This window comes from Epilithonimonas hispanica (genome assembly GCF_003385395.1).
Taxonomy (GTDB): domain Bacteria; phylum Bacteroidota; class Bacteroidia; order Flavobacteriales; family Weeksellaceae; genus Epilithonimonas; species Epilithonimonas hispanica.
This window is the reverse complement of sequence record NZ_QNUG01000021.1, coordinates 46,854-59,890: the sequence shown is the minus strand read 5'-3', so window position 1 is coordinate 59,890 and position 13,037 is coordinate 46,854. Positions and strand designations below refer to the sequence as shown.

Annotated in this window: 13 protein-coding genes; 11 read left to right on the top strand and 2 right to left on the bottom strand. The window is 34.3% G+C overall.

The annotated features are described in order from the left end of the window. The first annotated feature begins 195 nt into the window (after positions 1 to 195). Positions 196 to 489, top strand: coding sequence for a putative quinol monooxygenase (locus tag DRF58_RS11150; protein WP_116035476.1), 294 nt, complete (start codon positions 196 to 198; stop codon positions 487 to 489). 189 nt (positions 490 to 678) lie between these two features. Here DRF58_RS11150 and DRF58_RS11145 read toward each other — a convergent pair whose 3' ends face one another. Both DRF58_RS11145 and DRF58_RS11140 read right to left on the bottom strand, forming a co-directional pair. After that, entirely contained in the window at positions 679 to 1,356 is a 678-nt protein-coding gene (locus DRF58_RS11145; protein ID WP_168926417.1) for a type 1 glutamine amidotransferase domain-containing protein, read from the bottom strand. Positions 1,357 to 1,557: 201 nt separating this feature from the next. Continuing rightward, positions 1,558 to 2,121 (bottom strand): Crp/Fnr family transcriptional regulator, encoded by a 564-nt coding sequence (locus tag DRF58_RS11140; protein WP_116035481.1) that lies wholly within the window; start codon positions 2,119 to 2,121, stop codon positions 1,558 to 1,560. 685 nt (positions 2,122 to 2,806) lie between these two features. Here DRF58_RS11140 and hxlB point away from each other — a divergent pair. The 10 genes from hxlB to DRF58_RS11090 all read left to right on the top strand — a co-directional run bounded on the left by hxlB (position 2,807) and on the right by DRF58_RS11090 (position 13,037). Continuing rightward, the gene (gene hxlB, locus DRF58_RS11135) at positions 2,807 to 3,373 is read left to right on the top strand and encodes a 6-phospho-3-hexuloisomerase (protein WP_116035474.1); all 567 of its coding nucleotides are present in this window, start codon (positions 2,807 to 2,809) and stop codon (positions 3,371 to 3,373) included. Between the two features lie 33 nt (positions 3,374 to 3,406). Then, positions 3,407 to 4,036: a 3-hexulose-6-phosphate synthase gene (hxlA, locus tag DRF58_RS11130; protein WP_116035472.1), complete on the top strand. Its 630-nt coding sequence runs from the start codon at positions 3,407 to 3,409 to the stop codon at positions 4,034 to 4,036. Positions 4,037 to 4,234: 198 nt separating this feature from the next. Next, positions 4,235 to 5,632, top strand: a complete 1,398-nt coding sequence (gene gndA, locus DRF58_RS11125; protein ID WP_116035471.1) for an NADP-dependent phosphogluconate dehydrogenase — start codon at positions 4,235 to 4,237, stop codon at positions 5,630 to 5,632. Positions 5,633 to 5,644: 12 nt separating this feature from the next. Continuing rightward, positions 5,645 to 7,165 (top strand): glucose-6-phosphate dehydrogenase, encoded by a 1,521-nt coding sequence (gene zwf / locus DRF58_RS11120; RefSeq protein WP_116035469.1) that lies wholly within the window; start codon positions 5,645 to 5,647, stop codon positions 7,163 to 7,165. After that, positions 7,158 to 7,886, top strand: a complete 729-nt coding sequence (pgl, locus tag DRF58_RS11115) for a 6-phosphogluconolactonase (RefSeq protein WP_116035468.1) — start codon at positions 7,158 to 7,160, stop codon at positions 7,884 to 7,886. The genes zwf and pgl overlap by 8 nt, the downstream gene beginning before the upstream one ends. A gap of 23 nt (positions 7,887 to 7,909) precedes the next feature. Then, positions 7,910 to 8,785 carry an AraC family transcriptional regulator gene (locus DRF58_RS11110; protein ID WP_116035466.1) on the top strand — a complete coding sequence of 292 codons (876 nt, stop codon included), beginning with the start codon at positions 7,910 to 7,912 and terminating at the stop codon, positions 8,783 to 8,785. A 61-nt stretch (positions 8,786 to 8,846) separates the two neighbouring features. Then, the gene (locus DRF58_RS11105) at positions 8,847 to 9,170 is read left to right on the top strand and encodes a hypothetical protein (RefSeq protein WP_116035464.1); all 324 of its coding nucleotides are present in this window, start codon (positions 8,847 to 8,849) and stop codon (positions 9,168 to 9,170) included. A gap of 378 nt (positions 9,171 to 9,548) precedes the next feature. Continuing rightward, the gene (locus tag DRF58_RS11100) at positions 9,549 to 11,249 is read left to right on the top strand and encodes an APC family permease (protein ID WP_116035463.1); all 1,701 of its coding nucleotides are present in this window, start codon (positions 9,549 to 9,551) and stop codon (positions 11,247 to 11,249) included. Next, on the top strand, positions 11,221 to 11,541 hold the full coding sequence (locus tag DRF58_RS11095) for a DUF962 domain-containing protein (protein WP_116035461.1): 321 nt from the start codon (positions 11,221 to 11,223) through the stop codon (positions 11,539 to 11,541). Before DRF58_RS11100 ends, DRF58_RS11095 begins: the two co-directional genes overlap by 29 nt. Positions 11,542 to 11,564: 23 nt before the next feature. Further along, the gene (locus DRF58_RS11090; RefSeq protein ID WP_116035459.1) at positions 11,565 to 13,037 is read left to right on the top strand and encodes a PAS domain-containing sensor histidine kinase; all 1,473 of its coding nucleotides are present in this window, start codon (positions 11,565 to 11,567) and stop codon (positions 13,035 to 13,037) included.

Genomic DNA, 13,037 nt, shown 5'->3' with positions numbered 1-13,037 from the left:
TAACCGCTTATTGCTTCTTTCCAAAAAAACCGTCACTCAACTTGAAAAAAGTAAATGACGGTCAATTATTTTTAAACTTCGCTTAAACCGAACTCAGGTTTATTTAACATTTTTTGTATTTTTAGTTTGATAAGGAAAACCTATTTTTGTTAGAAAGAGTTGAAGAACACTCTTAATAACATTAAAAATTAAATTATGGAAAAGTTTGCAATATTAGCTAGAGTAGAAGCAAAACCGGGTAAAGAAAATGACGTATTGGAATTCCTAAAGTCAGCCTTACCACTTGCGGAAGGTGAGCCAGGAACCGTAAGATGGTATGCTTTACAAATTGGCCCTTCTACTTTTGGTATATTCGATACGTTCGGAACTACAGATGCAAGAGAAGCTCACTTGAATGGTGAGATTGCAAAGGCTTTAATGGCAAATGCCTCTGAATTACTTTCGAAAGAACCTGTACTTGAAATGGTAGATCTACTAGCAGTAAAGTAAGCAATCGAACACCAATTTTTAATACAGTTAAATGGAGCCAGGCATTTCCCCGGCTCCATTTTGTTATATCATTTTGTGAAAGGTTGAACCTTTGCTATGTATAAAAGTTTTATCTTGATTATTCGAATAAAATTTCAATTGAGCACAAAAAAAAGAGACTGAAAACAGTCTCTTTTGTATTCTTAACTATTAGAGTTTTTTAAGTTCTTCTAAAACAGCTTCGCCAACTGCATGAGCAGATTGAGGATTTTGTCCTGTTACCACTCTTTCGTCTACGGTAACGTGAGTTTGCCATAAACCAGATTTTTCAAACCTGGCTCCGCGTTCTATTAATTTAGACTCTAATCTAAATGGAACCACTTCATCTAATTTCACAGCAGCTTCTTCTTCGTTGGTGAAAGCATTGATTTTTTTGCCATCTACCAAATATTTTCCATTGCTGAGTTTAATATTCACCAATCCGGCAGGACCGTGACAAACCGCACTTACGATTCCATTTTTTTCGTAGATTTTCTGTGCGATTACTGCCAATTCTTCATTATCTGCAAAATCCCACATCGTACCGTGACCTCCAGCATAAAAAATCCCCACATATTCATCAGGATTTACTTCTGAAGGCGTCATGGTGTTCTGGATTTTATTTTGATAATATTCATCTGCTAAAAATCTTTCATTAACCTTGTCATCTGGAGTATTTCCATAATACGGCGGGTTTCCACCTTTTGGACTCACGAAATCTATTTCGTAACCAGCATCCACTAATACAGCCCAAGGATGTGTAACTTCACCTAAATAATAACCGGTAGATTCACCAGTGTTTCCTAATTCGCCGTGGCTCGTAACCACGAATAATACTTTTTTGCTCATTTTGTTAGATTTTATTGTTTGTGCATTGATCATATTAATCCCTAAAAAAAGAATACAAACCGTTAAGAAAATAATCTTGGATAAAAACTTGTTGTGATTCATTTTACTATTGATTTTTAATGATTTGATAGTGCAAAGGTAAATACAGCTCCTCACAAACAACAGGACCTACCTCACAACTTTTTTGTGACCTACATCACATTACACCGAAAGCCGACTCAAGGTTTCTCTGGAAACACCTAAATATGAAGCGATTAAAGTTTTGGGCAATCGTTGTAAAAGTGTAGGATATTGATAAATAAATTGTTCGTAGCGTTCTTTGGCATTGCTATTCAGCAGAGACAAAATTCTTCTTTGGAGTGCGATATAACCATTATTAGATTTTTTCCTGAAAAAATGTTCTATTTTATGCATATCTGCACAGAGTTTCTCTCGGTTATAGAGAGACAAAGTAAGTACTTCGGTAGATTCTAATGCATCAATGGTAAAAGTAGCTTCCGTTTGATTAAAATACGCTTGATAATCGGTAATCCACCAATCTTCCATTGCAAATTGCATAATATGTTCTTTGCCTTCTTGATTCAGGTAAGAAGCTTTTAACAAACCATTCATCACAAAATAATCATTTTGTACGGTATCTCCTTCTTGAATTAAAATCTGATGCTTTTTAAATTTTTTCAAGGTAAAATGAGACAGGATGTACTCGAACTCCTGGTCAGTTAATGGTGTAATTTTCTCAATTTGACGTCTTAAAATCTCACTCATATTTTTATCATTCTCAATTGCAAACAAAAGAATTGTTGACTCCAAATGTAGAATATTGAAAGCAAAAATCCATCAAAAGCGATGGATTTTTTAAATATGGTAGATGCTATTCTTATGAATTGGTGGATAAAACAAAAGCTATAGAATGATATCTTGGTCGGACCTATTTTTGTGTTTGTAGATTGTAAAAATCAATTGATAAAAGAAATCCGAAAAAGCAGTTTATTATTTTAATGAAACAACAAATCAATATCGCAAAAAAGTTTTCAGGATCTTAAGGAACTAATGCCTCATACAACTCTATTTTTATTGTTAATTCTTTAGCCAAAACTATCACAGCTATGATTGCATTGAAATTGGTAAGCTTAAGAAAATGGAATTTTAACGAAACTATATAAGTATACCATCCATTAAAATTGTCTCGCGGTTGAAATAAAAATTTTTCAAAAAAAATATTAGATAAAGCAAAAATACGTAAAACGGTTAAAACTGTTACTATACAGCGGTTTATAAAAGAGCAATACTAAGTTGGAAGTTGTTGTACGTTATCCAATAGGTAAATGTTAGATGGTCGCAAATGTATATTACATAATACTATTTGTATAATATCAGGAGATTTGGGGAGTATAACTTTGCATTATCAAATTAGAAGAAATAATTATTAAAGTTCTTCTAAAAGCAAAAAATGGAACAAGTGAATACTACAATAGACAATTTAAAAAAGATCCTGATCGAAAATGAAGAAATCTCAACTCTTCTGAATCCAGAATCTCTATCGTTGCTTGAAAATCATATTAAGCAAGCAAAACGTATCTTTTTTGTAGGAGCTGGACGTACTGGATTAGCATTAAAGATGGCAGCTATGAGGTTTATGCACCTTGGATTTGAAGTGCATGTAGTGGGAGAAACTACAACACCTGCTATTTTAGAAAATGATCTGCTTATAGTCGGTTCCGGTTCTGGCACAACATCAACCCTTGTGCTTGCTACAGAAAAAGCTAAAAAACAAAATGCCACAGTAATTGCAATTACAGCAGATGAGCATAGTAAAATCGCAACTCTATCAGATCAAATAATAGCCATTAAAGCAGCTGTAAAAACCGATTTCGGTATATCTGCTTCTGAGCAATATGCAGGTAGCTTATTTGAACAATCTGTTTTGTTGATTTTAGACGCAGTCTTTATGACGCTATGGCAAAAATCAGGATTAACAAAAGAAAATCTTTGGCCGAAACATGCCAATCTCGAATAATTAAAATACAATTAAATTTTTAAATTTTATATCATGACTAAATTACAAGTAGCAATCGACTTATTAACTACTGAAGCAGCCTTAGAATTGGCAGAAAAAGTAGCACCTTATGTAGATATCATTGAGTTAGGTACTCCATTAATCAAGGCAGAAGGTCTTAAAGTAATCACAGCAATGAAGGCCGCTCATCCAGATAAACTGGTATTTGCAGACCTTAAAACTGCTGATACAGGTGCATTAGAAGCAGAAATGGCATTCAATGCTGGAGCAGATTTAGTAACCGTAATGGGTGCTGTAGATGATGCAACAATTATTGGCGCTATTGAAGCTGCGAAAAAAGCAGGTAAAAAAGTAGTAGTAGATACAATTGGTGTTAAGAATCGTGTACAACGTGCTAAAGAAGTAACTGCTTTTGGAGTAGAGTTTGTGGAATTACACGCTGGTTTAGATGAACAAGCATTACCCGGCTATAATGTACAAAAATTAATCAGCGAAGGTAGAGAAGCTCAAGTTCCTTTCTCAATCGCTGGTGGTGTTAACATCAACACAATAAAAGATGTCGTAGCTGCTGGTGCTGCAGTAGCAGTTGCTGGTGGAGCAATCTATGGTGCAGAAGATCCTGCCGCAGCTGCAAAAGCTTTAAAAGAAGCAATAATATCATAATTTGCTAGTAACTCACCATCAAAGTCTTCTCTATTATTGTAGGGAAGACCTTGTTCTATGATATTGATGATATAAATTCTCTTTTTTTAATCTCTGCATATTAAAATAAGCATTAATTTTAGTTAGGGATTTTAAATTCAGAATGGCTAATATCTCAATTAGTTTGTTAGTAATTGATATTAATAAAAAACTTAGAAAATGATTACATATAATTTCGGTATAGTTGGTTTAGGTGTTATGGGCAGAAATCTATTGCTCAATATGGCTGACCATGGGTTTGCTGTAGCAGGTTTAGATTTGGATCAAGAAAAAGCAGATTCATTACAGGCAGAAGCTCAGGAAGGTCATTCTGTTTTTGCAACTGTTAAACCAGAAGACTTTGTAAAGTCCTTAGAACAACCAAGAGCTATAATGCTATTAGTTCCGGCTGGTGTTCCAGTAGATGGAGCAATTAAAACATTGCTTCCATTTTTGGACGAAGGCGATATTATTATTGACGGAGGAAACACGTATTTTACAGATACAGACAGAAGATATAATGAGCTTTCTTCAAAAGGAATCCATTTTTTCGGAATGGGTATTTCTGGCGGAGAAAGTGGGGCAAGAAGAGGCCCAAGCATGATGCCCGGAGGAGATAAGATAGCTTACGAACGTTTACGTCCAATCTTCGAAGCCATAGCTGCAAAAGTAGATGGTGAACCTTGTGTAGAATTTTTAGGCAACGGATCTGCTGGGAATTATGTAAAAATGGTGCATAATGGTATAGAATATGGAATTATGCAGCTTATTGCAGAAACCTATGATATTATGAAAAATGTTTATCATTTGGATCATGAAACCATTCAACAATTATTTGAACAATGGAATAAAGAAGAATTAAACTCTTTCCTTATTGAAATTACAGCTGATATTTTGAAGCAAAAAGAAGGTGATGAACATTTGGTTGATTTAATTTCAGACTGGGCTAAATCTAAAGGAACAGGAAAATGGACTTCACAAAATGCAATGGATTTACAGGTTCCGGTTCCAGTTATTGATGCTGCTGTAAATATGAGAGATATGTCTAAATACAAACTCGAAAGAATACAGGCTTCAGCTTTATTAAAATGGAATAAGGAAGAAAATATCAGTAATGCAAATTTAGATGATTTGAAAAAAGGACTGTACTTTGCCATTATAACCACTTATGCACAAGGATTAGCTCAACTTAAAATTGCTTCTGAAATCTATGAATACGATTTGAATTTAGAAACAATATGTAAAATTTGGAGAGGAGGATGTATTATTAGAGCAATTTTATTAGAAGATTTTAGACAAGCATTTGCAACAGAATCCGATTTACCAAACGTAATGCTCGATAAGCACATTGCAGAAAAACTGAATACAACACAAAACAGTATTCGTACTGTTTTGAAAGACACTATTCAAAATGGAACTCCAGCTTCTGCATGGATGAACGCATTATCTTATTTTGATGCTTATCGTTCTGAAAAATTGCCAACCAATCTTATTCAAGCGCAACGTGATTTCTTTGGAGCACACACGTATGAAAGAATTGACAAAGATGGAATATTCCACACCCGTTGGGAATCGTAAAAAATAAATCAAATGAAAAATAATGATAAAAAACCAACTTCTATTGTCATTTTTGGCGCAACGGGAGATTTAGCAAAAAGAAAATTATTTCCTGCATTTTTTAATCTGTTTTTGGACGGTTGGATGCCAGAAGATTTTGAACTTCTTTCTTTAGGAAGAACAGAACATACTCAGGAAGAATTCAGAAATTATATTTTAGAAAATATCAACGATTTTTCGAGAATCAAGAACTTTTCTGAAGAGAAATGGAATCAATTCAAAGAAAAAATCAAATTTGTCAGATTCGATATTACACAAGAAGAATCTTTCATTCAGTTGAAAAATCAACTTGACGGCATAGATGCTAAATTAGGTGCCAGAGCCAACCGTCTTTTTTACCTTTCGGTAGCGCCAAGCTTTATTGAAAAAGTTTCAAAAAGCCTTAAAGAAAATGGCTTGGCTAATAATATGAATCAAGATCGCATGATTATCGAAAAGCCTTTTGGGTACGATAAAGATTCGGCTGTGGCGCTTAATGCAATGTTAGCACAAACGTTCAAAGAAGAGCAAATCTACAGAATTGACCATTATTTGGGTAAAGAAAATGTTCAGAACATTTTAGCGTTCCGTTTTGGTAACACTATTTTCGAACCACTTTGGAATAATAAATATATCGATTCTGTGCAGATTACTGTGGCGGAAACCGTAGGTGTTGAAGATCGTGGAGGTTATTATGACGGTTCGGGAGCATTGCGAGATATGATCCAAAACCATTTAATGCAGATTCTTTGCATGGTAGCTATGGAACCACCAACTGCATTTGAATCTACAGAAATCAGAAACCGAAAAGTAGATGTCTTAAAAAGTGTGAGAAGAATCAATTTGGAAGACATCAACCATTATACGGTTAGAGCACAATATACTGAAGGCGAGATTGATGGTAAAAAGAAATTAGGCTATTTGGCAGAGCCAGGAGTTAATCCAAACTCAAATACAGAAACTTATGTTGCCATGAAGTTTTATGTTGATAATGAGCGTTGGAAAGGTGTTCCGTTCTATATGCGCACAGGAAAACGTATGTCCAAAAAAGAATCTTCTATTGTAATCAGTTTTAAAGAAGTACCTTGTACTACTTTTCAGGATAGAATAAAAAAAATGCAACCCAATAAATTAACCATCAATATTCAACCTGAAATGGATATCAATTTATCGTTTATGACGAAAAAGCCAGGGCTTGATATGAAACTGAAACCTGCTGAAATGGTATTCGATTATTTTGAATGTGCACCAGATACACCGGAAGCTTACGAGACGTTATTATTGGACGCTCTTGATGGAGATTCAACACTGTTTATGCGTTCAGATCAAGTGGAAGAAGCTTGGGATGTTATTGCGAATATTCAAACAGCATGGGAAAATGGAAACGTGTCAAAAATGGTAACTTATCCTGCTGGAAGCTCAGGGCCAGAAGCAGCAGATGAATTGTTGAAGAGACAAGGACATACTTGGCTGAGCAATTCTAATGAAACATTGAAAACCAAAAAAGATGCTTAATATACAATCATCAACTGAAGAAATATTTAAAACGGCAGCACAATTATTTGTAGCTGCCGCTTGTGATGCAATAGATCAAAAAGGCTTTTTTACAGTTGCATTAACGGGAGGATCTTCACCAGAAGGTCTATACAAACTTTTGTCCGAAGATCAATACAAAAATCAAATTGACTGGACTAAAGTTCTTGTTTTTTGGGGAGATGAAAGATGGGTTCCTTTAGATAATGAGCTAAGCAATGCTAAAATGTCACAAGAAATACTTCTACAAAATGTTCCTGTACTGCCGTCTAATATTTTTCCAATGTATGCAGATGGTGTAAAACCCGAAGATTTTGCATCAACTTACAGTACACTTTTACATGAAAAACTTGGAGATGATGGAGTAATGGATTTTATTCTTTTGGGGATGGGAAGTGATGGACACACTGCTTCATTATTTCCTGGAACTGCCGTTCTTGAGGAAAAAGAAAAATGGGTTGCTGCTTATTATTTAGATGCACAGAAAATGTATAGGATCACTCTTACAGCTCCTTTTTTAAACAAAGCAAAAAAAATAATCGTGTTAACTTTTGGCGATGCTAAGGCTGATGCCTTGAAAGAAGTTTTGGAAGGAGATTATAATCCGTCCCTCTATCCATCGCAATTATTGAAACCCACAAAAGGAGAACTTTTGTTTTTAGTGGACAAAAAAGCGGCAAAATATTTGAGCAATAATGATTAATTAGCAAAAAGAAAAACTACAATATGTTTACACATTATCTTAAAGATATACAGCATAATTCTGAAAGGGCAATCTCGCCTTTTCATATTTTTGATTTGGATAAAGAGGATATGAAGCAATATCGAAATCCTCATACAAAAGACCATTTTTGTCTTCTGTTTGTTAAAAAAGGGAGTATGAAAATGCAAGTAGAAAATCGTCGTTATGATGTCAGTGAAAATTGCATAAGCGTTATATTTCCTGGTCAATTATCCTCAAAAGAACAAATCAGTGATGATTTTGATGGAAAAATGATTTTATTTGATGAAGTATTATTTTGTTCAGATATTTTAAAAAATGAGTTAAGTATCTACAATCACAATATATCCGTTAAGCTAAACCATATTGAATTACCCGTTGCCGAAATAAATGAAGTACAAATGTTATTGGAACAAATTGAAAAGTTGTATCATGACCTAACCTCTGTCAAAAAAGAGCAAGCACGATTTTTTATCAAGATAACATTGTTGAAATTAGTGGAGTTTGCACATACAAAATGGGATAAAGATAAAGTAACAAATGAGAATACCAGACTTTATGGAAAATTTCTTGAATTGTTGGAACGCCATTATAAAACGGAACGAATGGTTAGTTGGTACGCTGAAAAACTACTCATTTCACCAAAGAAATTAAATGAAATAACGAAGAAATCGGCAGGTTTAACTTCAATTGAAACCATTCACGCAAGAATAATGAACGAGATCAAACAATTGCTCTTACTATCCAGTTATTCTCATAAAGAAATTGCTTTTGAACTTGGATTCAATTCGCCAGCAGCGTTGAATAAGTTTGTGCGTGCAAAATTGGATGAAACCCCAACAAATCTGCAACAACAATTGGTACAAATGTATAATACATAGACTTAACTTGATAGCATAAACGCAAGATTAGAGTTAGGTTTGTATTACAAATTAAAAGTATATGTTACCATCAGTTCAATTAAAAAACACGCAAGCATTTCAGAATCTTGCATCACATTTCGAGGACACAAAAGATGTGCAGATTAAGGACTTATTTTCAAAAGATCCACAACGATTTTCTTCGTTTTCTATCTTATGGAATGATATTTTGTTCGATTATTCAAAGAACAGAATCACAAAAGAAACATTTGATTTATTGCTTGATTTAGCAAATGAAGTGAAACTTCAGGAAGCTATAGAAAAGATGTTCGCAGGCGATAAAATTAATGCAACAGAAGGAAGAGCTGTTTTACATAGAAGCGGTCTTTTTTCTAGACCATCATAAATTGCATGTTTTCTTAATTCAGTATTTTTGAATTAATAGTCTAATGTTAAACTTGATATTCTTAAGTTTATTTTCTAACTCAAAAACAGCAAATCTCCTTGCAAGGAATCTGATTTGTACTCCAATTCATAAAAAATTTATGAGTCTGAGCATCTAATAATCCTATGAATAAAATACTAATGAAGTAAATAATTCTTTTCATATTAATGTTACAATCTATTTTTCTTAATTATACCAAAAACACAAAATATAAGACCATTATTCTTCGTAACTATAACTTATTACAATATTAAAAAATAGCATTGTGATTAACATTTTTTTAACAAAACCATCAAATTTTCATTACATTTGTTTCTTTCACAAAAATTAACAACTTAGATGAGTTCACTTTTCAGAAGAAAACACTACGTAGAAAATACAGATTCGGGACAACTAAATAGAGTTCTTGGAACTTGGGACATTGTATTTTTTGGGATTGCCGCCATTATTGGAGCAGGAAGTTTCAGCAGTTTGGGAGAAGCTATTTTCCGTGGCGGACCCGGTGTTATTGTTTTATATCTGATTTGTGGTTTTGCCTGTGCTTTTACTGCACTTTGTTATGCCGAATTTGCAAGCAGAATCCCTACTGCAGGAAGTGCTTACACCTATGCTTACGCCAGTTTCGGAGAGTTGATTGCGTGGGTTATCGGCTGGGCTCTGATTATGGAATATTCTTTCGGGAATATCTATGTTGCCTTTTCCTGGTCCGATTATTTTACCAGTTTTATGGAAAGAATCGGGGTTCATATTCCTGATTATTTTACCTGTAGTTATACCGAAGCTAAAAAAGCTTTTCTCAATAATTCAACAAACGGAGAACTCATCAACGCTTGGAAATCTGCACCAATTATAGGCGGATTGAAAATTATCGTTGATATTCCTGCTTTGGTTATTAATGGATTAATCACTTGGCTTTGTTATCAAGGCATCAAGGAAAGTAAGAACTTTAACAACTTTTTTGTAATTCTGAAGTTGTTTGTCATTCTTTTGGTGATAGCTGTGGGTGTGGCTTATGTCAATACGGGAAATTGGTTTCCGGTGACCGATACGCATACTTCCGGCTCTTTTATGCCTAATGGCTTTGCAGGAGTAATGTCTGCCGTTTCGGGCGTTTTCTTTGCTTATATCGGATTTGATGCCATTTCTGTTCTATCAGAAGAGACCAAAAATCCTCAAAAAGACCTTCCGAAAGGAATGCTTATTTCTCTTGGACTTTGTACTGTGATTTATATTATTCTGACTTTAGTTTTAACAGGATTAGTAGATTATAAAAGATTTGATGGGATTGGAGACCCGTTGTCATTTGTTTTTGACAAGAGCAATCTCAACCTTCCGTGGATGGAATTTGTAGTCGCTTTGATTGCAATTGTTGCGATTACAACAGTTCTTTTGGTGTTCCAAATGGGGCAACCGAGAATCTGGATGGCAATGTCGAGAGACGGACTTTTACCAAAGAAATTCCAAGAAGTTCACAGCAAGAACAAAGTTCCTTCTTTTGCAACCATCGTTACAGGAATCGTAGTAGGTATTCCTATCCTATTCACCGATAAAACTTTCATTCTAGATTTCACAAGTATCGGAACTATCTTTGCATTTGTTTTAGTTTGTGGTGGTGTTTTAATGTTGCCTCCAAAAGAAAAAATCAAAGGAAGATTCCATTTGCCTTATATTAATGGGAAGATTATTTTTCCTACAATTTTCATTGGTGGATTGGTATTTTTCTACTTTTTTCAGCCAGAATTCTTCCACAATTTAACTAATATTAATGACCCAAAAGAAGGCGAATTCAGACTAGCAATTATTGTTTATTTGATTGCAAATTTTATCCTGTGCGGTCTTACATTTATTAAAAATCTTTCATTAATCCCATTGATTGGTCTAAGTTCTTGCCTTTATCTATTGACTGGAATGAGCCACGAAAACTGGTTTTGGTTTGGACTGTGGTTTGCTATAGGCTTGGTAATATATTTCCTTTATGGATATAAAAACAGCAAACTAAATAAGTTAAACAATGGAAACTCAAAAAATCAAAACCTATAAAGAGTTTTATCAATTATATCTTAAAGAACATAGCCAAGCAATAACAAGAATATTCCATTTCGTTGGGATATTTTTGGTTTTTGTAGTTATTTTTTATGTTATCTATTCGGGAAAAGAGCGGTTTCTTTGGTACTGTCCGATTTTTGGATTAGGATTAGCTTGGTTGAGCGATGCAATTTTTGAGAAAAAATGGCCTTCAACATCCAGATATCCGCTTTGGTCCTTGATTTCGGATTTCAGATTGTTCTTCGAGTTGTTGATAGGAAAACAACATTTTCAAAGTAAAAACTAATATAAATTATTAATCATGTTGCAATGAAAAACTTCATCAAAAGTAATATTTCTCAGGATTCGCTTTCATTATTATTTGTTCAGGCTCCTGTTGCTTTGTCTATGTTGATGGGAGACGAATTTGTCATTCAGGTTGCAAATCCACAGATGTTGGAAATATTAGGGAAGAATATAGAAATCATTGGTAAAAAATTAATCGCCGCTTTACCAGAGTTGGAAGGACAACCTTTTATAGAAATTCTAACCAATGTCAAAAAAACAGGAGAAACTTACAAAGGCTATCATCAATTAACCAAACTTATAAGAAACGGAAAAGAGGAAGAATGCTTTTTTGATTCCACTTTTGCTCCCATTTATAATGAAGATGAAACTGAAATAATTGGAGTAAGCATCGTTGCAATAGAATCGACTGAACAAGTTCTTACCAAACAAAGAATTAAAGAAAACGAACAGCGATATAAGAATCTTGCAGACAGTTTGCCAATCATTATTTGGACTGCCGACAAAAATGGAAACATAGATTATTACAATCAAAAATGGTACGATTATACTGGTTTTGAAGGCATCGATAGTCGTGAATCTGCCACTCACAAAATCCTACATCCCGACGATGTAAAAAGAGCAATGCATATTTGGAAAACCAGCCAACAAAACAAAAGCGCTTACGAAATCGAATATCAGTTCAAAGACAACAAAACCGAAGATTCTTACAAATGGTTTCTTGGTCGTGCTGTTCCTATAAAAGACCCAAACGATAATATCATCCAATGGATTGGCACCTGCACAGATATTGATGAATTCAAACAATTCCAACAGCAGAAAGATAATTTCTTAGGAATCGCCAGTCACGAGCTCAAAACACCTTTGACAAGCCTCAAACTCTATTCTCAATTCTTAGAAAAAAATCTCAGAAAACAAGACGACAACAAGAATGCAGATGTTGCAATGAAGATGGATGAACAAGTCAACAAACTGACCAGCCTCGTGAATGATTTGCTAGATGTGACGAAAATCCAAAACGGCAAAATCCTTCTTAACCGAAATGAATTTGATTTTGATGAACTCGTGAACGAAGTGATTGCGGAACAACAGATGAGCACAAGCCACAGAATCTATCTGGAAAACGAAAGAATTGGAAATATCTATGGCGACAAAAATAGAATTTCGCAAGTCATGACTAATCTCATAAGCAATGCGATAAAATATTCTCCCGACTCCGATAATATACAAATCACAACAAAATTAACTGAAGAAGATTGCGTACATTTCTCCGTGAGAGACTTTGGAATCGGCATTCCTGAGGATAAACAAGACCGAGTTTTCGAACAATATTACAGAGTGAGTGGAAGTAAGGAACACACGTTTCCAGGACTTGGTCTGGGACTTTATATCTCATCGGAAATTATAAAACGAAGCGGTGGCAGGATTTTTGTAAATTCTGTTGAAGGGAAAGGTTCAGACTTCTGTTTTGAAATCCCAAAAAATTACAACCACTAA

Coding starts and splice junctions, on each gene's coding strand:
- DRF58_RS11140 (WP_116035481.1), bottom strand. CDS start 2,121: ATGAGTGAGATTTTAAGACGTCAAATTGAGAAAATTACACCATTAACT.
- hxlB (WP_116035474.1), top strand. CDS start 2,807: ATGGAACAAGTGAATACTACAATAGACAATTTAAAAAAGATCCTGATC.
- DRF58_RS11150 (WP_116035476.1), top strand. CDS start 196: ATGGAAAAGTTTGCAATATTAGCTAGAGTAGAAGCAAAACCGGGTAAA.
- DRF58_RS11100 (WP_116035463.1), top strand. CDS start 9,549: ATGAGTTCACTTTTCAGAAGAAAACACTACGTAGAAAATACAGATTCG.
- DRF58_RS11145 (WP_168926417.1), bottom strand. CDS start 1,356: ATGAGCAAAAAAGTATTATTCGTGGTTACGAGCCACGGCGAATTAGGA.
- gndA (WP_116035471.1), top strand. CDS start 4,235: ATGATTACATATAATTTCGGTATAGTTGGTTTAGGTGTTATGGGCAGA.
- DRF58_RS11095 (WP_116035461.1), top strand. CDS start 11,221: ATGGAAACTCAAAAAATCAAAACCTATAAAGAGTTTTATCAATTATAT.
- zwf (WP_116035469.1), top strand. CDS start 5,645: ATGAAAAATAATGATAAAAAACCAACTTCTATTGTCATTTTTGGCGCA.
- DRF58_RS11110 (WP_116035466.1), top strand. CDS start 7,910: ATGTTTACACATTATCTTAAAGATATACAGCATAATTCTGAAAGGGCA.
- hxlA (WP_116035472.1), top strand. CDS start 3,407: ATGACTAAATTACAAGTAGCAATCGACTTATTAACTACTGAAGCAGCC.
- DRF58_RS11105 (WP_116035464.1), top strand. CDS start 8,847: ATGTTACCATCAGTTCAATTAAAAAACACGCAAGCATTTCAGAATCTT.
- DRF58_RS11090 (WP_116035459.1), top strand. CDS start 11,565: ATGAAAAACTTCATCAAAAGTAATATTTCTCAGGATTCGCTTTCATTA.
- pgl (WP_116035468.1), top strand. CDS start 7,158: ATGCTTAATATACAATCATCAACTGAAGAAATATTTAAAACGGCAGCA.